The following is a 20,937-nucleotide window of genomic DNA, read 5'->3' as shown; positions in this document are numbered from 1 at the left end:
TGGGGGGGGGGGGGGGGGGGCGGGGCCGGGCCGCCGGGCCCGGGCCCCGCCGGCCTCAGCCGATGACGGCGGTCTCGCGCCAGAGGTCGAGCAGCGACCGGTCCCCGGAACGGGCCACGCGCCCGGCATCGGGGGGCAGCCGGTTCCAGAGCAGCAGGTAGAGGTCACGGGCCGGGCCGGTGAGCGTCAGGTCGGCGGCCGGGGCGTCGTCGGCGAGTTCGACGGTCAGCGGTTCCCGGCTGACGGTCAGCAGCCAGGAGCCCGGCCCTTCGCCCCCGTCGCCGTCGGTCGCACGGACCAGTACCGTCCTGGGCCGGTCGCTCCGCACCCGACCGCGGCTGAGCGTCATGAACCCGCGCAGCAGCTCGTCGATCCCGTCCCGCGCGAGGGCCGGGCCGACCGCCGGGCCCTCGGTCCCGGCCGCGGCGTCCGCGTCGAAGCGGTGCACGGCGGTCTCGTGCGCCTGGCGGCGGGCCCAGAAGGCCAGCGGGCCGGTCGTCGGCAGGACGGTCCAGCAGTCCAGGTCGGCCGGGGCGGCGGCGAGCGTCGTCACCAGGGCGGAGTGGCCGGCCCGGAACCAGTCGACCAGCTCGGCGTCGTCCGGCTCCGGGCCCCAGGCGGCGCGTTCGCCGTCGGCGTCCATCCGGCTCCGGTGCCCGTCGCGGACGGTCGCCGTCGCCCAGCGGTGCACCTGGCCGGTGTGCAGCAGCAGATCGCGCAGCCGCCAGTCCGGACAGGTGGGGACGGGCGCGGAGAGGTCGGTGCCGGCGGCGGCGTTCGCGAGCAGGCTGCCCTCGCAGTGCAGCGCTTCGAGGTGTTCGGTGATCTCCATGGTCGGGGAGTCTCGCAGTACTGGCGGCTTTCGGACACGGCCGCCGGGACGGTCGGCCGGATTGGGCGGTCCGTCGGCGGCTTCCGGTGGGTGCCGGTGGACCGCGACCGGGCCGCACGGGTGCACCCTCGGGCCGTCCTGCGGTGGCCGTGTGACCTTGGCCGCCTCGACGCCGGGGGCGTCGTACGGACCGGTAACGTGAGCGCATGCCGATCACGCGTTCCCTGTACACCGCGGCCCGGGCCGTCGGCCGGCGAGCCGCGGGCCGCGCCGTCCACCGGGGCTGGCAGTGGGTCCAGCGGGCCGGCGCGGTGTCCACCGAGAGCCCCGGGCCGTACCGGTTCGGCGAGCTGGGCGCCGGGACCAAGCTGACGTTCCCGCTCGGGGCCGTGTTCAACGAGCAGTGGATCACCATCGGCCCGTTCTCGATCATCGGTGAGCGGGTCACGATCAGTGCCGGCTTCCTGCCGGGGCTCGACCTCGGACCCGAGCCGATCGTCCGGATCGGCGGCGGCTGCGTGATCGGCCGGGACAGCCACATCGTCGGCCACGAGTCGATCGTGCTCGGCGACGACGTCTGGACCGGTCCGGGCGTCTACATATCCGACCAGGCGCACGAGTACCGGTCCACCGACCTGCCGATCGGCAAGCAGTGGCCGCGCAACGAGCCGGTCGAGATCGGCTCGGGCAGCTGGATCGGCACCGGCGCGGTGATCCTCCCCGGTGCCCGGTTGGGCCGCAACGTCGTCGTCGCGGCCGGTTCGGTGGTGCGGGGTGAGGTGCCGGACCACACGGTGGTGGCGGGTGCCCCGGCGAAGGTCGTCCGCCGCTGGACGGAGGCGGAGGGGTGGGAACCGCCGTTCCGCAGCGAGCCTCCCCGACCGCTGCCCGACGACGTGACCGCCGCGCAGCTGCGGGCGCTGGCGGGGTGGGACCTGCGGCTGCCCGGTGAGTCGGAGGGCTGAGACCGGGGGTGGGGGAAGGCGGCGGCGGCCGGGAGCCGTGTCAGGTCGGTTCCTGGGCGGGCTCCGAGCGGCCTGAGTGATCCGAGCGACGAAGGAGGCCCGGAGGGGCCTGGCGGCCCTGGCGGCCCTGGTGGTCCTTGGGGTCCGGGACGCTCGGGAGGTCGCCGCGGCCCGGTGGGCCGGCCGGAACGGCGCGGTGGCCGGTGTCGCGTTCCGCGTCGCGGGCGGCGATGGCGGCGGTGATGCGCGGCAGGTGGGCGGGCCGGGCCGGGTCGAGGCCGGTGAGGACGGCGATCCTGCGCAGCCGGTAGTCGACGGTGTTCGGGTGCAGATGGAGCACCTGTGCGGTGTGACGGCGGTTCAGGCCGCCGGACAGGTGGACGCGCAGGGTGGCGAGCAGTTCCCCGCCGTCCTCCAGCGGTGCGAGCAGCGCGGCGAGTCGGCCGCGGGCGTGGCTGGGCCGGCAGAGCTGGTACTCCAGCAGGAGGTCGTCCAGCCGGTGCAGCCCGGGCGGTCGGCCGACGGCCCGGGCCACCTGGAGCACCTCGTCGGCGAGTGCCGCCGCCGCAGGCACCCCGTCAGGCCCGGCGGCCGACCCGCCGGCCCGGACGGTGACGCCCGCCGCGCGTGCGGTGCGGTCCACCGTGTCGGCGAGCCGCTGCCAGACGGCCTCCGGTACGGCGTTCGGCGCTTGCTCCAACGGGACCAGGACCACCCCGCCGGTGACCGAGAGCGCCGACAGCGCCGACTGCCGGGTGGCGTGGTCGAGTTCGGTGCGCAGCCGGCGCAGTTTGCGGTGGCCGGCCACGGCCCGGTCGACGTCGGGAGACCGCTCGTCCGGATGGTCGGCGACGGCGAGGCAGAGCACGGCGTACGCGGACGGGAGGCGGAGGCCGGCGCGTCTCGCGGCCTCCACGGCGGGCGCGCCGTCCAGCAGTGCGGTGAGCAGGGCGTGCCGGGCGGTCTGCCGTTCGTCGGGGCCGGTGCGCCGCTCGTCCAGGTAGCCCGCGCCGGCCGCGGCGGTGGCCTGGCGGAGCTGGTCGAGCAGCAGCCGGTTGAGGACCAGCAGGTCGGCCGCGTCGCCGTCGCGGGCGTGCCGGGCGACCAGTTCCCAGCAGACCTCCAGGCCGAGGTGGTGGGCGAGCAGGACGGCGTCGAGCGGCACCCCCTCCTCGGCCCGCCGCGCCGCGGCCTCCCGGACGGCGGCGAACTCCGTTGCGGGGGAGGGAAGTCCGGTCCGGACGGCCTGGGCGAGCGCGCGGATCCGGCGCTCGGTGACCTGGACCAGTTCGCCGGTGACCTGCTCGCGGGGCAGCCGGCGGTAGGCCGGCACCCGGTCGAGCAGCGCGGCGACGACGGTCTCGACCAACTCCGGAACGGCGCCGAGCAGGCGCTGGTCGGCGGGGACGCCGCCGATCACGGGGATCCGCCAATCGGTGGTGCGGGCGGGTGAATTGTGACCGGTCACAGGGATCACCGTCCAGGTCTGGGGGACACCCAAGGGCCAGGTCGGAGGGGCGACCGCATGATGGAGCCACTCGGGTTACCTGTTGGTAACAAACTTCCGCCGTGGAGGCAACAGTTGAGAACCCCACTTCTCCGCTTCGCCGCAAGACCGGTACACCGCAGGATCCTCGGTCCACTCGGCTCGGCCCTGCTGGCGGGCGTGCTGCTCGCCGGCGGGACGGCCGGGGCGGCTCGGGCGGCGGACGCGACCCCCACCGCGCCCGCCGCCGTCGCCTCCGCCGACCTCGCCCCGGCCGGTGAACTCCCGCCGGACGGCGACCCGGTGGCCTCGCCGCCCGGTGCCAACGACTGGAACTGCCGGCCGGGCGCGGCGCACCCGAACCCGGTCGTCCTGGTGCACGGCACCTTCGCGAACCGGTACGAGAACTGGCTCGCACTCTCGCCCCTGCTGAAGAGCAAGGGGTACTGCGTCTTCGCCCTCGACTACGGGATGATCCCCGGCGTCACCTCGTCCGGCAGCGGGCTGCTGCTGCCGATCGGCGGACTCGGCCCGGTCGCGGAGTCGGCGGCCCAGCTCGGCCGCTTCGTCGACCTGGTGCGCGGTGCCACCGGCGCGGCGAAGGTCGACGTCGTGGGCCACTCGCAGGGCGGCATGCTGCCGAACTACTACCTGAAGTTCCTCGGGGGCGCGGCGAAGGTCGACAAGGTGATCGGGCTGGCGCCCTCCAACCACGGGACGACGCTCTCCGGGATCGCCAACCTGGCCCCGTACCTCCCCCGGGTCGCCGAGCTGATCTACACCGTCTGCGCCGCCTGCCGGGACCAGGTGGTGGGCTCGGACTTCAACCGGACCATGGCCTCGAAGCCGGACACCGTGCCGGGTGTCCGCTACACCGTGATCGCGACCGTGTACGACGAGGTCGTCACGCCGTACCGGACCCAGTTCCTGACCGGGCCGAACGTGAACAACGTGGTTCTGCAGGACCGTTGCCCGGTCTCCCTGGCCGAGCACGTGGCGATCGCCTTCTCGCCGACGGCGCTGCACCTGGTGACCAACGCCCTCGATCCGGGGCGCGCCACACCGGTGATCTGCGGCTGAGGCCCACGGAGGAGCGGTGGCCGGCGCGGTGGCCACCGACGCTGCGCAGGACGTCGGACCGGCCGACTTCCTGCGCAGCGGTGTGTCCGGGCTAGGCGGCGGACGGCCCGGCGGTGCGGAAGGTGACCACGGCGGTCACGCCCTCGGGTCGCAGGTCGTACGGACCGGCGGATCCGAGGAGCGCGGCGTCGTAGCGGGTGAGGAGGGTGGAGCCGGCGGTCGCGGTGCCGGACAGGCAGACCAGCAGGACGGCGGCGCCGGCCGGGACGTCCACCGTGCGGGGCGTGTCCGCGAGCAGCAGGTCGGCGGTGACCCGGCCGCGCCGGGTCATCACGTTGAAGTCGACCAGCGGGCCGCCGAGCAGCCGGCAGCTGGTGGCCGCGTCGCCGGAGAAGGCGAACGGACGGAACGGGGCGTCGACGACGTGCTCGGCGCCGTCGACGGTCAGGGCCATGCCCTCGCCCTCGACGAGGGTGATCACCCGGTCGATGCCCGGGAAGGCGGAGAACGGACCGGCCGACGCGACGTCGGCGAGGCTGACCCGCCACCCGAACTCGTCCAGCCCGGAGCCTGCGGGGTGCCCGGCGACCTCCCTGGTCACCCCGCCGCCGTTCCGCCACGCCGTGGCGGGGCGCTCGGTGGCGCGCAGGAGCTGGACCGGTCCGTTGCTGCTCGTCATGGCGCGATCCTCGCACGGTGGGGGAGGGGCGGGACCCCGGGGGCGGTCCGCCGGGAGGCGGGCCCGGGCGCCGTCGGCCGCGGTGCCCACGCCGTCGTCGGCTCCGGGCCGGGCCGGGTGCGGGCGGGGGCGTGCGGGCGGGGGTGACGGGGCGGGCGGGTCAGCGGCGGCGGGCGGTGAGGGGGAGGACGGCCGCGACGGTGGCGGCGACCGCGACGCTGGTCAGGGCGACCGGGAGGCTGGTCGCGTCGGCCAGGAACCCGATGACGGGCGGGCCGACGAGCATGCCGCCGTAGCCGAGGGTGGACGCGAACGCCACCCCCTTCGGGCCGCCCTCGGCGCCGGCCCGGGCGATGGCGAGCGGGAATATGTTGGCCAGGCCGAGCCCGACCAGGACGAAGCCGGCCAGGGCGAGCGGCGCCGCCGGGGCGAGTGCGGCCAGCAGCATCCCGGCCGCCGCCGTGAGCCCGCCGAGGAACATCAGCCGGGTCTGGCCGAGCCGGACGGAGAGCCAGGTGCCGCCGACCCGGCCGGTCGTCATGGCGAGTGCGTAGGCCGCGTAGCCGGCTGCGGCCAGTCCGGCGCCCGCGTGGACGTCGTCGGTGAGGTGGAGGGTGGTCCAGTCGGCGACGGCGCCCTCGCCGTACGCGGTGCAGAGCGCGGTGAGGCCGAGCAGGAGGATGAGCAGCCGGGCGTGCGTCGGGTTGCCGTCGTTCCCGGCCCCGCTCCCGGTGCCGGTGCCGGTGCCGGTGGGAACGGTGAGGGGAGCTGCGGCGACGGGCGGCGCCGTGCGTGCGGCCGGGCTGCGGAGCAGCGCGACACCCGCGACCGCGGTGACGACCAGGCCCAGCAGACCACCGAGCGCGAGCGACCAGCCGGCGGTGATCGAACCGGCGAGCAGGCCGCCGGCGCCCGCGCCGAGCAGGCCGCCGAGACTGTACCCGGCGTGGAAGCTGGGCATGACGGGGCGGCGGAGTTCGGCGACGATCTCGACGGCGGCGCTGTTCATGGCCACGTTGGCACCGCCGTAGCCGGCACCGAAGAGCAGCAGGACGCCGCCGAGCGTGGCCACCGAGTGGGTGTGGGCGGGCAGCGGGACGGCCAGGGCGAGCAGGGCGAGCGAGGCGACGGTGACCGGGCGCGAGCCGTAGCGCAGGCAGAGCCGCCCGACGATCGGCATGGTGGCGACGGCCCCGGCGGACACGCAGAGCAGGGCGAGTCCGAGGGCGCTGTGGGAGGCGTTGACCTGGCTGCGGACGTCCGGAATGCGGACGACCCAGGCGGCGAAGAGGAACCCGTCGACCGCGAAGAAGGCGGTGAGCGCGATCCGGGCGGTGCTCCAGAGGGCGCGGGCGGAGGGGTCGGCGGCGGCGGGGTCGTGGCCGGAGCTGTGGGGTTCGGACGCTTTGCTGCGAGACTGGACGGACGGCCGGTCGGCGGGGGCGGGGGGACGGATTTTGTTTCGGAGCGGCACAAAGTAACAATAGGCGCGTGCAGCTCACACCTTCAAGTCCCAAGCCCGGCTCCGGGGCCGACTCCGACGCGCAGCGCGACGCCCACCGCCGCGCGGCCCCCGACCGTGGACGGACGCTGCTCGGCCCCGCGCTCTCGCTCATCCACACCGGTCAGACCCCGACCCGCTCGGCGCTCACCCGCGCGCTGGACGTCACCCGGGCCACGGCCGGAGCCGTCACCGCCGAACTGGAGTCGCTCGGCCTGATCACGGTCGACTCCCGCCCGGCCGGCGGAGGACGGGGGCGCCCCTCGCACCGGCTCGCCATCGATCCCGCGGGCCCGGTGGTGGTCGCCGGACAGATCCACGCGGACGGGCTGAGCGTCACGCTGGCCGGACTCGGCGGGCTGCTCGACCCGCCGGTCCACCTCCCGCTGCCCGCCGCCACCGACCCGGTCCGGCTGCTGCGCGCGGTCGCCCAGGCGGGCGCCGAACTCGCCCGCGAGACCGACCGGCGCTGCCTCGGTGCCGCGCTCGCGCTGCCCAACCCGGTCACCGAACCGGACGGCACCGCGCTCGCCGCCCTGCACTTCGCCTGGCCCAGCGGCACCCCGGTCGCCGACCTGTACGACGTCGAGGTGGGCCGTGCCGACCACGGCCCGCGCGCGCTCGATCCGCTGCCCACCGCGATCGCCAACGACGCGAACCTCGCCGCCCTCGCCGAGTACCGGCACGGCGCCGGGCGGGGGGCCCGGCACCTGCTGCTGGTCACCTCCGGCCACCGGGGCGTCGGTGGCGCACTGGTCATCGACGGCCGGCTGCACACCGGCAGCGCCGGCCTCGCCCTGGAGGTCGGCCACCTCACCGTCGACCCGCAGGGGCGCCCCTGCCAGTGCGGCAACCGGGGCTGCCTCAACTCGGAGACCGACCCGGACGCGCTCTTCGCCGCCGCCGGGCTCACCCCCGACCGCGACCGCCCGCCGCTCGACCAGGCGCGCGAACTCTGCCGGCGCGCCGCCGACGACGAGCGCGCGCGGGCGGCCGTCGAGCACGTCATCGACCGGCTCGGTCTCGGGCTGGCCGGCGTCGCCAACATCCTCAACCCCGACCGGGTGGTGCTCAGCGGGCTCCACCGCGACCTCCTTGAGGCCGCGCCCGAGCGGCTGCGCGCGGTCGTCGCCGAGCGCAGCCTCTGGGGGCGCAGCGGGCGGGTGCCGATCGTCGGCGCCGAGCTCGCGCACAGCGCGCTGGCGGGGGCGGCCGAGCTGGGGTGGCTGCCGTACCTGGCGGACCCGCAGTCGGTGGTCCCGGGCTGAAAGGGCTGAACGGGCAGGGCCGGGTGGTCCGGACGGGTCGGAACGGGAGGGCGGGACGGGCCGGGTCGGCCGGGCCGAACGGGCCGGGCCCGTTCGGCGTGGGGCGGGTGGGGCGCCCGGGGCGATAAGCGGAAGCTGGGGCTTCACATACGGTCACTTATCGTGACTCTCGTACACTCGTAGTGAGCATTCGAGGGGGACTTCGAAGGACTCGATCCACCCGCACGAGGAGAGTGGCCATGGGTACCCAGCCGATCGTCGAACCGGATCGCGCACCGAAGGCGGAGCCGGTCGTCGGGCCGGTCGTCGAGCCGACCGTCGACGTCGACCGTTCCGACGCGGAGTACCGGTCGTGGCTCAAGGAGGCGGTGCGCAAGGTCCAGGCGGACGCCAACCGCTCCGCCGACACCCACCTCCTCCGCTTCCCGCTCCCCGCCGAGTGGGGGATCGACCTCTACCTCAAGGACGAGTCCACCCACCCCACCGGCTCGCTCAAGCACCGGCTGGCCCGCTCGCTCTTCCTCTACGGGCTCTGCAACGGGTGGATCCGCCCCGGCAAGCCGGTGATCGAGGCCTCCAGCGGTTCCACCGCCGTCTCCGAGGCGTACTTCGCGCAGCTCGTCGGGGTGCCCTTCGTCGCGGTGATGGCCAAGTCCACCAGCCAGGCCAAGATCGACCTGATCGAGTTCCACGGCGGGGAGTGTCACCTGGTCGACCGCTCGGACGAGGTCTACGAGGCCTCCGCGCGGCTCGCCGAGGAGACCGGCGGCCACTACATGGACCAGTTCACCTACGCCGAGCGGGCCACCGACTGGCGCGGCAACAACAACATCGCCGAGTCGATCTTCGCCCAGCTGCGGCTGGAACCGCACCCCGAACCGGCCTGGATCGTCGCCACCGCCGGTACCGGCGGCACGTCGGCGACCATCGCCCGGTACGTCCACTACATGCAGTTCGACACCAGGATCTGCGTGGCCGACCCGGAGAACTCCTGCTTCTTCGACGGCTGGGTCCGACACGATCCGGACGCGGTCTGCGGAAGCGGCTCGCGGATCGAGGGGATAGGGCGCCCCCGGATGGAGCCGAGCTTCGTGCCCGGGGCGATCGACCGGATGATGAAGGTCCCGGACGCCGCCTCGATCGCCGCCGTGCGGGTGCTGGACGGCGTGCTCGGCCGGAAGGCGGGCGCGTCCACCGGGACCGGGCTGTGGAGCGCGCTGAGGATCGTCGCCGAGATGCGGGCGGCGGGGGAGCGCGGCAGCGTGGTCACCCTGATCTGCGACCCGGGCGACCGCTACCTCGACAAGTACTACGCGGACGAGTGGCTGGCCGGCGAGCGCATCGACATCGCCCCGCACCGGGCCGCGTTGGAGTCGTTCCTGGCCGGCGGCGCCTGGACGGGCTGAGGGCCGCGCCCCGGACCGGGCCGCGCGCCCTGGATCAGACGGTGCGCCGGTGATCAGGCGGTGCGCCGGTGATCAGGCGGTGCGCCGGCGCTCGGTGAGGAACAGCGCGCCGGTCAGCGCGAACGTGCCGAGCGGCACCGGCTGACCATCCGGACCGCACGCGCCCTCGTCGAGGCCGAGGGCTGGGAGGCGGTGACGGTCAGCCGGCCCCGCGCAGGGAGGCCGTCGCGGCCCTGGCCGGCCCGGTCACGGAGGTCGCCGGCGCCCGGGACCCGGAGACCTTCACCGAAGTGGTCCGGACCGTCCTGACCGCCCGTCCGTCACCGCCCGTCCGTCACCGCCCGGCCGTGGGCAGGTCGTCGGGGACGAGAAGCTGGAGTTCCTCCGTCGACGGGTCGGCGAGCTGCGCGACGCGCATGGCGTGGCGCTCGACCATGGTCTCGAAGACCTGACGGGCGGTGCGGCCGTTGCCGAAGTTGGGGCCGCGTTCGATGGCCGCGAAGTGGTCGAGGAGGGCGCTCGCGGTGTCCTCCGTGAGGGCGTACTCGTGCTCGGCGCACTGGGCGCGGGCGATCTGGAGCAGCTCGTCCGCCGAGTAGTCGGGGAAGCTGACGGTCCGTGAGAAGCGGGACGAGACGCCGGGGTTGGCGGAGAGGAAGCGTTCCATCTCGCTCGTGTAGCCGGCCACGATGACCACCACTTCGTCCCGGTGGTCCTCCATCAGCTTCACCAGGGTGTCGATCGCCTCCCGGCCGAAGTCGCGGGCGCCGTCCTCGGGGGCCAGCGCGTAGGCCTCGTCGATGAAGAGGACTCCGCCGCGGGCCCGGTCGAAGGCGGCGGCGGTGCGGATCGCGGTGGAGCCGATGTGTTCGCCGACCAGGTCGACCCGGGCCACCTCGACCAGGTGACCGCGCTGCAGCACGCCGAGCGAGGCCAGGATCTCGCCGTAGAGCCGGGCCACCGTGGTCTTGCCGGTGCCGGGGGCTCCGGTGAAGGCGAGGTGGCGGCGGAGCGACGGCGCCTTCAGCCCGGCCTGCTGCCGTCTCCGGCCGACCGAGATCAGGTCGATCAGCGTCCGCACCTCCTGCTTGACCGTCGCCAGGCCCACCAGGCCGTCGAGTTCGGCGAGCGCCTCGTCGGCGGGGCGGCAGTCGGGGATCGGGCCGATCGCCGAGGAGGCCGGCAGGGCGGACGCCAACGGTACTGCGGCGGCCGTCAGTTGGGCGCTCCGCGGGGCCGGTACGTCGAGGGCCGTCGTGGGCGCCGCGACCACGTCGTCCGAGGTGCAGCCGTCCACCACCGGTCCCGGTTCGGAGAACTCGAAGCCGGCGCGTTCGTTCTGCTCGGCCCGGCACCTGGTCAGCACGGTGCGGCAGCCGTCGATGATGTGGAAGCCGAACCCCTTGCCGTGCGACACCCGGCAGTCCTCGAAGGTGCCCCGGCCCTGGGCCGAGACGTAGACGCCGGCGTCCGAGCCGGCCCGGACGGTGCAGTCGCGCAGCACCGGGTCGGCGCCCTTGGTGACGATCACGCCGGTCGCCACGTCGGAGATCTCGCAGCCGGTCATCAGACCCCCGCTGCCGTGGTCGCGGAACCAGAGCCCGGTGCCCGCCTCCTGGACCCGGCAGCCGGTGAGGTTGACCGTCGCACCGCCGCTGACCGAGACCGCCGAGCTGCGGATCCGGCTGAAGGAGCAGCCCTCGGCGACGGCGGCGGAGTCGCGGTCCAGCACGAAGAGCGCGTCCGGCAGGTCGTGCAGCGCGCAGTCGGTGAGCGTGAGCCGGGCACCGTCGCTCACCCAGAGGGCCGGGTACTCGCCGGTCGAACCGTGGATCTTGCACGACTCGGCGGTCGCCTCGGTGCCCTGGTCCCAGACCGAGAGCGCCCCGCGCCCGAAGTCGCGCACGGTGGAGTGCACGAGGCTCAGCCGGGCCCGGCCGCGCAGGTCGGCGCCGTTCTCGGGCAGGGTGTGCACCCGGCAGCCGGTCAGCACCAGCTCGGCCTCGCCGTCCAGGGTGAGCCCGTTGCCGGTGACCCGGTGGATGTCGCAGTCGACCAGCCGCCCGCCCGCCTGCGCCTCGGCCTGGACGCCGCTGCCCCGGATCTCGTAGATCTCGCAGCCGGTCAGCTCGGCCGCGCTGCCCGGGTCGGAGAGCAGGACGCCGGCGCCGGAGGCGTGGTGCACCCGGCACCGCTCCAGGGCGGCGGTGGCGCCGCCGAGCACGGCCAGCCCGGCCTGGCCCGCGGCGGACACCTCGCAGTCCTCGAAGGCGGCCGCGGTCCCCTCGCCGCGCAGCCGGAGGCCGAGCCCGGCCGGGTTGGCCACCACACAGCTCTTCAGGGTCGGTCGGGCGCCCCCGGTGACCTCCACCCCGGCCGCCGACCGGGTCTCCACCCGGCAGCCGGTGAACGAGGGCGTGGCTGCCGGCCCGGTCACCAGCACCGCCGGGACGGAGCTGTCGCTGCCCTCGATCACCAGGTCGCGGACGGTCGCCGCAGCGGTGACGGTCAGCGGCACCCCGCCCGGCGGGTCGATCCGGACGGTGCCGGCGCCCTGGGCGGGGACGATCGTGACCGGCTTGTCCAGCACCACGTTCTCCCGGAACGTGCCCGGTCGCACGGTCACGGTGTCGCCCGGCTCGGCGGCGGCCAGGGCCTCCGCGAGTGTGTCGTACTCGCCGGCGCGGCGCCGCCAGCGGGATGCGCTGTCCTGAGTGACCCGGACCCTGTGCTCAGCCATGACGGTCTGTCGTCCCACCTTCATCGAGCCGGCGATCTACGGACCGGACGCGCGCGGATGCGACTCACCTTCGTGCGACGCAGACGGGAGCGGTGCACGCGGGTGTGCGGCCGTCCGCCCACCGTAGCGCGCCCGGGCGGATGCTCCCGCCCGCCCGCCGCCGCACGGCCCGGGGACCGTCGCGGGTTCACCACATGCTTCAACGAGCGCGCACACTTGCGGTTCCGGGACGCGGGTACGGGCGTCGGCCCGCCCGGCCGGGCGGGCGGCGCGGGTGCCGTGCGCCGCGAAGGGGAGTCGGCGCCGACGCCCGCGGCGGAGGGGGCGCGGGGGTCAGACCCGCTGGTCGGCCGGCCAGTGCGCGCCGTCCTCCAGCACCTCGACCTCGTCGCCGAGCCGGAGCGTACCGAGTACGTCGCCCGCCACGCCGGCCGGCCGCTCGGGGATCAGGTTCTGCCCGAACGCGGCCTTCTTCAGCAGCCGGTGGTGCCGGGCCAGGGTGCGCAGCGGCTCGGGGCCGCGCCGGTCGCCGCTCTCCTGGTCGGTGGTGGTGATCACACACCGCCCGCACGGCTTGACCACCCGGAAGGTCAGCGCGCCGATCCGGATCCGGCGCCAGCCGTCCTCGGCCCACGGCTCGCCGCCGGAGACGATCACGTTGGGGCGGAACCGCTCCATCGGCAGTTCCTCGTGGCCCTCCGGGTGCTCGGCGGCGATCAGCGCGTTGAGCTCGGCCAGCGAGGCGGTGGTGGTGAGCAGCAGCGGGAAGCCGTCGGCCATCGAGACGGTGTCGCCGGGCGCGGAGAACGTCGGGTCGACCGGCCGGACCCGGGGGTCGTCCAGGTGCACCAGCCGGTAGTCGCCCACGTGCTCGGCGATCCACAGCTGGGCCTCCTTGGCGGCCTCGGCGGCGCGGAACCGGGTGCCCCAGACCTCCACGTCGGCGAGCGGGTCCCCGTCCGCGACGGCGGGGGCGGGGATCTCGGCGCGGCTGCCGCCGGCGACGGTCAGGACGAGCGTGCCGTCGGCGAGGAGCCCGGTGCGGACCTGGCCGAGAGCGGCGTCCTCGCGCTGGCTGACGAACCGGCCGGTGGCGTCGGTGAGCATCCAGCGCCGGTCGCCGGACAGGCCCCACGGTTCGACCCGGGCGCTGTCCGGGCTCAGTCGGTACATCGACTTGACGGGGTAGACGTGGAGTCCGGTGAGCTGCATTCCCCCATCCTGCCAGCACGGCCCGGGGCGGCGGCGGCCCCGTCGGGGGCTCGCCCGCGGCACTCCGAGCGGCTCCTCGGCCGGGCGGCCCCGCGCCGCCGGGCGACCTCTGCCCGGCGTCTCGCCGACGCCCGGTCCGGCCCGGTCCGGCCCGCGCCCGGTCTGCACCCGATCGGCGGGGGATCCGGCGCGCGGACTCCCGGGCGCGCGGGTCCGCGAACGCGCACGGACCGCCCGGTACGCCGGTGGGGCGGCGTTCCGGGCGGTCCGTGGATGACCCGTTTCTCCGTACGCCCGACGCCTTGGCCACGCCGGGTGGTGCTCAGGTGGTGCGGGTGCGGGCCGGGTGGGGTCCGGCCCGGGTGAGCTCAGCGGCTCCGGATGGGTTCAGTAGCCCTGCCCCTGCTGCTGGTAGCCGCCCTGCTGGAACTGGGCGGGCTCCCCGTAGGGGGCCGGGCGCTGCGGCTGCATCGGACGGACCGGTGCGACCGGGGTGACGGCCGGGCGGAGCTGCGCGCCGCCGAAGGACTGGTCGCCGTTGCCGTTGAAACCGGACCCGTTGAAGCCCTGGCCGGTGTAGCCCTGGCCGCCCGGAGTCGGTCCGCCGCCGAAGCCCTGCGGGCCGCCGAAGGACGGCGCCCCGCCCTGCGGCTGGCCGGCCTGGTGCTGCGGGCCGCCGGGGCCGCCGGCCGGCTGCGCACCGAAGGTCTGCTGGCCGTGGCCGCCGACGAAGGTGTTCTGGCCGCCGAAGCTCTGGCCGCCGGACGGCTGGTACCCACCGGTGGTCGCCTGGGAGAAGCCGGGTGCGGGAGCCTGCGGCCGCTGGCCGGGCAGGTACGGCTGGGGGCCGCCGTAACCGGGGACGGGCGGCTGGGGCGCGGCGGCGTACGCGGGCGCCGACTGCGCCGGGATGTACGTGGTCGCGGGGCCGCTGGAGGGTGCGCTGCTCGGGCCGGGGCCCAGGGCGAGGCGGGCCGGCGGCAGCGCGGGGAGGTTGCTGCCGGGGCTGTCGTACCCGGTGCCGTACCGGTTCTCGTAGGAAGGGGCGGTGAGGCCGGATCCGTAACCGGACGAGAGGGCCGGCGGCAGGGCGGCCGGCACGTTGATGGGCGCGATCTGCGGGACACCGCGCTCTGCGACGAGGCTGTCGTAGATGGGCGTGCCGGAGGAGAAGGACGGAGGGGGGTAGCCGACTCCGTCGTAGGAGCGGGGCGAGGTCATGGGGCATACGGTAAGCCCACAATGAGCCTGCTGAGGAGAGCGGGAGGCCGAGCAGTTCGAGTGTTTACACAAGCTTCGCCCGAACAAAAGTTTCGAAAGTGTGAAGAACGGACATTCTGGCGGCCGGTTTCGGCCACTCCCGGGAAAGCGTGCGGGGTCGAACGGTGGCCGGACGGTGTCGCCGAAGGGCCGTGCGGTGACCGGCCGGTAGCCGGGTCGGGACCGGTCGAAGAAAGTTCTGCGGGCAGGTTGTGCGCCGGCGCTTTCGAGCCCCCGCCGACGGCGCGACGGGGGCTCGTGAATGTTTCGGGGATAAAGTCCCGGTGAGCCCTCCCGGGAGCCCGGCGAGGCCTCCCGGGGCCGACCCGTCACCGGCCCCGTGGCCGAATCCGCCACCGGCCCCGGACACCGACCCCGATGCCGGCCCCGACATCGGGGTCGGTGCTGGTCAGCGAGGTTGCGCCGACTCCGGGACCGGTCTCCGGGACCGGTCTCCGGGACCGGCTACGGCGCCGCCTGGGGGGCGGGCTGGTGCGCGGACTGGTGGACCGCCTGGGCGGGGAAGCCCGGCCGGCCGGCCACCTCGGAGGTGCAGAAGGAACAGCGCACCGCCGCCACCGGGATCCTGCTCAGGCACTCGGGGCAGTCCGCCTTGGGTGCCGGCGCCGTCTTGTCCCCGTCGAGCCGCGCCTGCAGGCGGCCGACCGGCACCACCACGACGAAGTAGATCACCGCCGCGACCAGCACGAAGCCGATCGCCGCGTTGACGAAGACGCCGTACGGGAACCGGGTGCCGGCCACGTCGAAGGTCTTCTGGGTGAAGTCGCCGACGGCGCCGGTCGCGACCCCGATCAACGGGGTGAGGAACGCCGTGACGAACCCGGTGACCACGGCCGTGAAGGCCGCGCCGATCACGATGCCGACCGCGAGGTCGACGACGTTTCCGCGCAGCAGGAAGCTGCGGAATCCCTTGAGCACCGGGTACTCCAAATCCGTACGGGAGAGGGTGAGATGGGACCGCGGGCCCCGGCCGGACATCCTGCCGACCGGGTGGCCCCGCGGTCCAGCCGCGTTCACCCGATGTGCGTAACCGGCCGCGGCCGGGTCAGGCTGCGCGCAGGCGCTCCGCGTACGGCTGGATCCGGGCCACGGCCTCGGCGACCCGGCGGACGGTGGGCGCGTCCATCTGGGACCACAGCGGTACGGTCAGCACCGAGTCGGCGAGCCGGTCGGTGAGCGGCAGCGCGTCGGCCTGGCCGAGGTGGGCGTAGGCGCGCTGGCGCTGGACCGGCGGGTGGAAGTAGCGGCGCGAGTCGATGCCCTCGGCCCGCAGCACGTCGGCGAGCCGGCGGGCGGTGAGGCCGAACTCGGCGGCGTCCAGGATGAGCGTGAGGTCCTTGAAGGTGGAGATGTCGCCGTCCTCCGGCAGGGCCAGCCGCAGCCCGGGCAGGCCGGCCGTCACGGCGGCGAACTCGCCCACCAGTGTGCCCCGGTGGGCCACCCGATCGGGCAGTCCGGCCAGCCAGTTGAGGCCGACGGCGGCGTGCAGCTCGCTCATCCGGGCGTTGAGGCCGGGGAACAGGGTGTCGTAGTCGCCCGGGTTGCCGTAGTCGCGGGCGGTGCGCAGCCGCCGGGCGAGGTCGGCGTCGTGGGTGGCGACCAGGCCGCCCTCGCCGGCCACCGCGACCTTGGTCGGGCTCATCGAGAACACCTCGGCGTAGCCGAAGTTGCCGATCGGCACGCCCTTGCGGCGGCTGCCGAAGCCGTGCGCCGAGTCGTACACCAGCGGGACCCCGGCGGCGTCGGCGACCTCCTGGAGCCGTTCGACCTGGCAGGGAGTGCCGTAGACGTGGGTCGCCATCAGCGCGGCCGGGCGGTCGGCGGCGGCCAGCCGGGCGGCGGCGTCCTCCGGGTCGAGGGTGATGTCCGACTCGCGGGCCTCGGCGAACACCGGGGTGCCGCCGGCCCAGTGGGCGGCGTGCGCGGTGGCGGAGAAGGTGAAGCCGGGCATGACCACGGGTCGGCCGCCGTCGACCCCGGCGGCCTGCAGCACCAGCATCAGGCCGGCGGTGCAGTTGGAGACCGCCACCACGTGCGGGACCTCCAGCAATCCGGCGGCGGTCTCCTCCAGTTCGGCGACGGTCCGGCCGTTGGTGAGCTGCCCGCTGTCCAGCACGGTGCCGAGCCGTTCCAGCAGCGCGGCGCGGTCGGGGACCTGGACCCGGGTGAGCGGCAGCCCGGCCGGGAAGGCGGGGGTGCCGCCGAGGGCGGCGGGCAGGGCAAGGGTGTCAGTGGTCATGGTGCGGGTGATCCCCCCTGGGACGGTGACTGCCCGGCGACGGCGACTGCTGCCGTCCGGACCGCTCGAACGGTTCGAACGGTGGGTGCGGTTCGTGCGGTCCGGCCGGTCCGGTGAGCGAGGCCGGTCCGGTGAGTGGGGCGGGCGGCGGCGTCGGCGGAGCGGACGTCCGCCGGGTGCCCCACTGGCCCGGCGCGACCCGCCACACCGGTGGCGGCCGGCGCTTCCTCACGGCCCCGCGCGTCGGCGCGGCGGCCGGGACGACCAGCAGGACCAGCGCCATCGGCAGCACCTGGACGCGCTCCCGGGACAGGATGCCCATGTTGTTGATGGTCGAGAAGGCCCAGCAGAACAGCAGCGTGTACACGACGGCGAACGCCACGTACGAGCGCTGCACGAACAGCCGCGGGATCCGGCTCAGCCGCGGCCAGGCCCGGACGAACATGACCAGCAGGGCGAAGCACTCGACCGACTGGACCAGGTTCTGGATGTTGGACGCCTCGAACGGGAAGGGCCGGAACAGCACGCTGACCACGGCGACCGGCAGCCCCGCGGGGTTGAGACCGAACTCGGGCGAGGCGTCCTCGGGCGCGCTCGCGTTGATCATCGAGTTGCCCTGGCTGGTGCGCCGGGACGTCTCCGAGAGCACCTGGTTGACGGCGTCGCCGCCGGTGCCGTCGGTACCGAAGAAGGTGGAGACCTGCTGCAGCATCAGGACCGCCATCGCGCCCAGCACCACGGCGGTCAGGATGGTCCGCAACGGCCCCAGCGCGGTCACCTGGCGCGGTCGCCGGCGCAGCACGTACGCGACCATCAGCCCGGCTCCGGCGAGGGCCGTGACGTGTGGGCGGACCATCGCGGTGCCCAGCGAGCCGAGCACGATGCAGGCGAGGGCGCCGAACCGGCGGTCCAGCAGGCGCGCGGTGCCGTACGTGGTGAGGCCCAGGCAGAACATCATCCAGGCGTCCTTGCCGATGCTCGACGGCCAGAACAGCAGGGAGGGCAGGAAGAACACGAGCTTCGCGTACCTGCGGGTGTCCGCCTCGGGGAAGGCGATCTGCAGGGCCCGCCAGAACAGCAGCAGGCCCCAGAACCCGATCCAGGAGAAGACCAGGAAGCCGCCGATCAGCGACGGCCCGGTGATCGCGTAGACCACGCCGGTGACGATGATGATGAAGCCGGTGCCGGCCACCTTCATGCCCAGGTCGTAGTGGACGCCGGTGAGCAGGTCGGCCTGGTCGAGGTAGGCGGCGAGCTCGATGCCCTCCTGGTGGTACATCTTGGCGTCGGCGGCGCCGCCGTACAGCACGAAGGCCATCAGATAGCGGGGGAAGGCGCAGAGCAGCTTGGCGGTCATGGCCAGGAGCAGCAGCCGGAAGATGTTCCGTTCGGGATTGGCGGAGGCGACCCGGGCCAGGAGCGGCGTGCCGACGGCCATCAGCGCCGGCAGGACCAGCAGCGCGCCCCAGGTGTCGTACGAGGTGTGCGCCGAGGCCAGGACGAAGACCGTGACGTAGCCGGTGACCAGGGCTGCCGCGAGGGCGGACGGCCAGGGGACGCGGGTCAGGGCCGCTCGCGGGAGCCCGGGCCGGGGCCGGCCGCCCCGGGCGGGTGGTCGGGCGGCGCCGTGCGGGGAGGCCCTGGGCGGCGCGGACGTCCCTGACGCCCCCGGCGGACCGGGCATCAGAACACCTCCAGGTCACCGAGACCGAACCGCCAGTCCGCCAGCGTGAGCGGGGTGGGTCCGGTCGGGGTGCGGGCGGCCAGGGTCATACCGGTCCGGGGGGCGTGCAGGTAGCCGGCCCGCAGTGCGGCGCCGGCGGCTTCGGTGCCGGGGGAGAGGTGGGTGGCGACGTGGTCGCAGCCGGACTCGCGGGCGGCGGCGCGCAGCAGCCGGGCGGCGCTGTCCCGGTCACCGGGGCGGACCACCACGTCGGAGAGGGTGAACTCGGCCAGCGGTCCGCGCCGTCGGGGGCGGCCGAAGGCCAGCCCGGTGAGCTCGGCGCCGCGGTGGCAGGTGAGGACCCGGTAGTCCAGGCCGGGGGCCTCGCCGTAGCGCCAGCGCAGGAACTCCGGGGTGCGTCGGACGGCCAGGCGGTGGTCGGCGGCGTCGGCGGCGGCCCGTTCGCGGAGCAGTTCGGCCACGGGACCCGCCGCCCCGCCGCCCGCGGGGTCGGCGAACCAGTCGGCCGCGGTGGGCAGTCGGCAGGTCGGGCCGACGGGTCGGTCCGCCGCCCGACCGGCCGGGCGGCGGACCAGCGCAGCGCGTGCGCCGCGGGCGAAGGCGGCCGGCCGGACGGCCCGAACCGCGATCGGCACCCGGCCCAGCTCCTGCCAGCCCATCGTGCGGTAGCCGGGGAGGCTGTTGCCGTTGGGTGTGTTGAAGACCAGCTCGGTCTCGTCGGCGACCTGGTCGAGCAGGTCCGTGGTGAGCCGGCGGAAGATGCCCCGGCCCTGGAAGTCCGGGTGGGTGGCGGTGTCCACCGGGCGGACCGCGGCCACAGTGCGGCCGTCCCCCCGGTGCCACTGCCAGCGCAGGAAGAGCCGGACGCCGACGATCCGCCCGTCGGCGGTCTCGGCGAGCAGCCCGGGGCTCGCGCCGAACGGGTTGCGCCGGTGCTTCCAGGTGAAGAACTCCGCGGTGCGGGTGCCGGTCGGACCGCCCGCGAGGGACGCGGTCAGCAGGTCGAGCACGGCGGGGAGGTCGGACTCGGCGAGCGGGCGGAAGGCCGGCTCGGCGCGGGCGGGCAGGGCGCTCACGTCCGGACTCGCTCTCCCATCGGTGGTCGGGGGCACGGGCAGATTCGGTACTCCGGCGGGGGACGGGGGAGGTCAGCGCAGCAGGACCCGCGCGTACACCGCCTCCACGGCCCGCTGCGCGCCGGCCACGTCGAACCGCTTCGACCGTTCGCGCGCGGCCGCGCCGAGCCGGGTGCGCAGCTCGGGGTCGTCGGCGAGCCGGGCGAGGGCGTCGGCCAGGGCGGAGGGGTCGCCGGGCGGCACGAGGAACCCCTGGTCGCCGTCGTCCAGCACCTCGGGCATGCCGCCGACCCGGGTGACCACGGCCGGCAGACCGCTCGTCATGGCCTCCATCAGGGCGACCGGCAAACCCTCCTGGCGCGAACTCAGGGTGAACGCGTCGAAGGCGGGGAGCAGTTCGGGCACGTCGGCGCGCGATCCGGTGAAGAGGACGGCGTCCGTCAGGCCGAGTTCGGCGGCGAGGGCGCGGAGCCGGGCCTCCAGCGGCCCGGCGCCGATCAGCACCAGCCGGGCGTCCGGGCGGCGGCGGCGCAGCGCGGCGTGCGCGGCGAGCAGGGCGGCCTGGTCCTTCTTCGGGGTCAGGTTGCCGACCGTGCCGACCACGAACGCGTCGTCCGGGAGCCCGAGTCCGGCGCGGGCGGCGGCGCGGGCGGCCGGCCCCTCGGGGGCACCGGCGAGGTCCGGTCCGTGGTGCACCACGGTCACCCAGTCGCCGGGGCGGCGCCGGTCCGCCGGGATGGTCCGCTCGACGGCGTGCGAGACGGCGATCACCGCGTCGTTGCGCCGGTAGGTGAGGGCATTGGCCCAGCGGGTGGCCGTGCGGTAGCGGTCCCAGACGTTGTGCTCGGTGTGCACCAGGCGTGGCGCCGGCGCGACCGTGGGGGAGAGCAGCCGGGCGGCGGCGGCCGGGACTGGCATGTGGGTGTGGACCAGGCCGTATCGGCGGTCGGCGATCAGCCGGCGCAGCCGCAGCGGCCAGCGCGGGTCGGCCCGGCCGGGCGTGCCCGGGACGCCGCCGAGGCAGTGCACCGGGACGCCGGCCTCGGTGAGCGCCGGGGCGAGCGCGTCCTTCCACGGCAGGACGTAGGCGACCTCGATCCGGTAGCGCGAACGGTCGGCGTGGCGGGCGCAGTTGAGCAGCAGTTGTTCGGCGCCGCCGCGTCCGAGGCCCTTGGCCAGCCAGAGCACCCGGGTGGGCTCGTCCGTCGTGCCGTGCGCCGGCGCGCTCACCGCTCCTCCGCCTCGCGCAGCAGGGCCGGCTCGCCGTGGTCGCTGCCGCGGCCGCCGCCGTGGTCGCTTCCCGGGGCGCCGCTCCGTGGGCTGCGCCCGTTGACGCCGCGGCCGAGGCCGGGGCGGCCGGTGTGACCGTTGCCGTCGGGGCCGTCCGTGCCGCGGGCGCCGGTCCCCGGGCCGCGCTCCGGCGCGTGACCCGGCGTGTGACCTGGCCCGTGACCCGGCGCGTTGCCGGGTCCGTGCGGGGAGTCGGGC

The 20,937-nt window shown here is 75.3% G+C and carries 16 protein-coding genes and 1 pseudogene; 4 read left to right on the top strand and 13 right to left on the bottom strand.

Features of this window, described 5'->3' with window-relative positions; translation table 11 throughout:
- Nucleotides 1–55: 55 nt before the first annotated feature.
- The gene (locus ACFWOG_RS28820; protein WP_380361676.1) at nucleotides 56–832 is read right to left on the bottom strand and encodes a maleylpyruvate isomerase family mycothiol-dependent enzyme; all 777 of its coding nucleotides are present in this window, start codon (nucleotides 830–832) and stop codon (nucleotides 56–58) included.
- A 206-nt stretch (nucleotides 833–1,038) separates the two neighbouring features.
- Here ACFWOG_RS28820 and ACFWOG_RS28815 point away from each other — a divergent pair, with 206 nt between their 5' ends.
- Nucleotides 1,039–1,797, top strand: a complete 759-nt coding sequence (locus ACFWOG_RS28815; RefSeq protein ID WP_329885268.1) for a DapH/DapD/GlmU-related protein — start codon at nucleotides 1,039–1,041, stop codon at nucleotides 1,795–1,797.
- A 40-nt stretch (nucleotides 1,798–1,837) separates the two neighbouring features.
- On the opposite strand, the gene ACFWOG_RS28810 is transcribed toward ACFWOG_RS28815, so the two are convergent.
- The gene (locus tag ACFWOG_RS28810; protein WP_380361674.1) at nucleotides 1,838–3,265 is read right to left on the bottom strand and encodes a PucR family transcriptional regulator; all 1,428 of its coding nucleotides are present in this window, start codon (nucleotides 3,263–3,265) and stop codon (nucleotides 1,838–1,840) included.
- Between the two features lie 114 nt (nucleotides 3,266–3,379).
- On the opposite strand from ACFWOG_RS28810, the gene ACFWOG_RS28805 reads away from it, so the two are divergent.
- Nucleotides 3,380–4,363 carry an esterase/lipase family protein gene (locus tag ACFWOG_RS28805; protein ID WP_380361672.1) on the top strand — a complete coding sequence of 328 codons (984 nt, stop codon included), beginning with the start codon at nucleotides 3,380–3,382 and terminating at the stop codon, nucleotides 4,361–4,363.
- Nucleotides 4,364–4,454: 91 nt separating this feature from the next.
- Here ACFWOG_RS28805 and ACFWOG_RS28800 read toward each other — a convergent pair whose 3' ends face one another.
- Nucleotides 4,455–5,042 (bottom strand): HutD family protein, encoded by a 588-nt coding sequence (locus ACFWOG_RS28800; protein WP_380361670.1) that lies wholly within the window; start codon nucleotides 5,040–5,042, stop codon nucleotides 4,455–4,457.
- Between the two features lie 160 nt (nucleotides 5,043–5,202).
- Nucleotides 5,203–6,516, bottom strand: coding sequence for an MFS transporter (locus ACFWOG_RS28795; RefSeq protein WP_380361668.1), 1,314 nt, complete (start codon nucleotides 6,514–6,516; stop codon nucleotides 5,203–5,205).
- A 116-nt stretch (nucleotides 6,517–6,632) separates the two neighbouring features.
- Between ACFWOG_RS28795 and ACFWOG_RS28790 the strand changes: the two genes are divergently transcribed.
- Together ACFWOG_RS28790 and ACFWOG_RS28785 are read left to right on the top strand one after the other, a co-directional pair.
- Nucleotides 6,633–7,811 carry an ROK family protein gene (locus ACFWOG_RS28790; protein ID WP_329885285.1) on the top strand — a complete coding sequence of 393 codons (1,179 nt, stop codon included), beginning with the start codon at nucleotides 6,633–6,635 and terminating at the stop codon, nucleotides 7,809–7,811.
- Between the two features lie 239 nt (nucleotides 7,812–8,050).
- Nucleotides 8,051–9,217 (top strand): PLP-dependent cysteine synthase family protein, encoded by a 1,167-nt coding sequence (locus tag ACFWOG_RS28785; protein ID WP_355405869.1) that lies wholly within the window; start codon nucleotides 8,051–8,053, stop codon nucleotides 9,215–9,217.
- 334 nt (nucleotides 9,218–9,551) lie between these two features.
- On the opposite strand, the gene ACFWOG_RS28780 is transcribed toward ACFWOG_RS28785, so the two are convergent.
- The 9 genes and pseudogenes from ACFWOG_RS28780 to ACFWOG_RS28740 all read right to left on the bottom strand — a co-directional run.
- Nucleotides 9,552–11,957 carry a right-handed parallel beta-helix repeat-containing protein gene (locus tag ACFWOG_RS28780; RefSeq protein ID WP_329949295.1) on the bottom strand — a complete coding sequence of 802 codons (2,406 nt, stop codon included), beginning with the start codon at nucleotides 11,955–11,957 and terminating at the stop codon, nucleotides 9,552–9,554.
- A 333-nt stretch (nucleotides 11,958–12,290) separates the two neighbouring features.
- Complete coding sequence (locus ACFWOG_RS28775) at nucleotides 12,291–13,169, bottom strand: MOSC N-terminal beta barrel domain-containing protein (RefSeq protein ID WP_329949294.1); 879 nt, start codon at nucleotides 13,167–13,169, stop codon at nucleotides 12,291–12,293.
- 387 nt (nucleotides 13,170–13,556) lie between these two features.
- Entirely contained in the window at nucleotides 13,557–14,390 is an 834-nt protein-coding gene (locus ACFWOG_RS28770; protein WP_380361665.1) for a DUF6643 family protein, read from the bottom strand.
- A 504-nt stretch (nucleotides 14,391–14,894) separates the two neighbouring features.
- The gene (gene mscL, locus ACFWOG_RS28765) at nucleotides 14,895–15,368 is read right to left on the bottom strand and encodes a large conductance mechanosensitive channel protein MscL (RefSeq protein WP_380361663.1); all 474 of its coding nucleotides are present in this window, start codon (nucleotides 15,366–15,368) and stop codon (nucleotides 14,895–14,897) included.
- A gap of 127 nt (nucleotides 15,369–15,495) precedes the next feature.
- On the bottom strand, nucleotides 15,496–16,689 hold the full coding sequence (locus ACFWOG_RS28760; RefSeq protein WP_380361661.1) for a DegT/DnrJ/EryC1/StrS family aminotransferase: 1,194 nt from the start codon (nucleotides 16,687–16,689) through the stop codon (nucleotides 15,496–15,498).
- A complete protein-coding gene (locus tag ACFWOG_RS28755) occupies nucleotides 16,679–18,373 on the bottom strand; it encodes a hypothetical protein (protein ID WP_380361659.1) in 1,695 nt (564 codons plus the stop codon). The genes ACFWOG_RS28760 and ACFWOG_RS28755 overlap by 11 nt, the downstream gene beginning before the upstream one ends.
- Nucleotides 18,373–19,449 carry a GNAT family N-acetyltransferase gene (locus ACFWOG_RS28750; protein ID WP_380361657.1) on the bottom strand — a complete coding sequence of 359 codons (1,077 nt, stop codon included), beginning with the start codon at nucleotides 19,447–19,449 and terminating at the stop codon, nucleotides 18,373–18,375. The genes ACFWOG_RS28755 and ACFWOG_RS28750 overlap by 1 nt, the downstream gene beginning before the upstream one ends.
- A 72-nt stretch (nucleotides 19,450–19,521) precedes the next feature.
- Nucleotides 19,522–20,679 (bottom strand): glycosyltransferase, encoded by a 1,158-nt coding sequence (locus ACFWOG_RS28745; protein WP_380361655.1) that lies wholly within the window; start codon nucleotides 20,677–20,679, stop codon nucleotides 19,522–19,524.
- A pseudogene (locus tag ACFWOG_RS28740) lies at nucleotides 20,676–20,937 on the bottom strand (hypothetical protein); the annotation flags it as partial. The gene ACFWOG_RS28745 and the pseudogene ACFWOG_RS28740, both read right to left, overlap by 4 nt.

The organism is Kitasatospora sp. NPDC058406 (genome assembly GCF_042722765.1).
Lineage (GTDB): Bacteria > Actinomycetota > Actinomycetes > Streptomycetales > Streptomycetaceae > Kitasatospora.
This window is presented reverse-complemented; position numbering and strand designations above follow the sequence as displayed.

What these genes read in the sequence shown, in the direction of transcription:
- ACFWOG_RS28770 (WP_380361665.1), bottom strand. Translation starts at nt 14,390, where the DNA reads ATGACCTCGCCCCGCTCCTACGACGGAGTCGGCTACCCCCCTCCGTCC.
- ACFWOG_RS28780 (WP_329949295.1), bottom strand. Translation starts at nt 11,957, where the DNA reads ATGGCTGAGCACAGGGTCCGGGTCACTCAGGACAGCGCATCCCGCTGG.
- ACFWOG_RS28820 (WP_380361676.1), bottom strand. Translation starts at nt 832, where the DNA reads ATGGAGATCACCGAACACCTCGAAGCGCTGCACTGCGAGGGCAGCCTG.
- ACFWOG_RS28775 (WP_329949294.1), bottom strand. Translation starts at nt 13,169, where the DNA reads ATGCAGCTCACCGGACTCCACGTCTACCCCGTCAAGTCGATGTACCGA.
- ACFWOG_RS28760 (WP_380361661.1), bottom strand. Translation starts at nt 16,689, where the DNA reads ATGACCACTGACACCCTTGCCCTGCCCGCCGCCCTCGGCGGCACCCCC.
- ACFWOG_RS28755 (WP_380361659.1), bottom strand. Translation starts at nt 18,373, where the DNA reads ATGCCCGGTCCGCCGGGGGCGTCAGGGACGTCCGCGCCGCCCAGGGCC.
- ACFWOG_RS28785 (WP_355405869.1), top strand. Translation starts at nt 8,051, where the DNA reads ATGGGTACCCAGCCGATCGTCGAACCGGATCGCGCACCGAAGGCGGAG.
- ACFWOG_RS28815 (WP_329885268.1), top strand. Translation starts at nt 1,039, where the DNA reads ATGCCGATCACGCGTTCCCTGTACACCGCGGCCCGGGCCGTCGGCCGG.
- ACFWOG_RS28800 (WP_380361670.1), bottom strand. Translation starts at nt 5,042, where the DNA reads ATGACGAGCAGCAACGGACCGGTCCAGCTCCTGCGCGCCACCGAGCGC.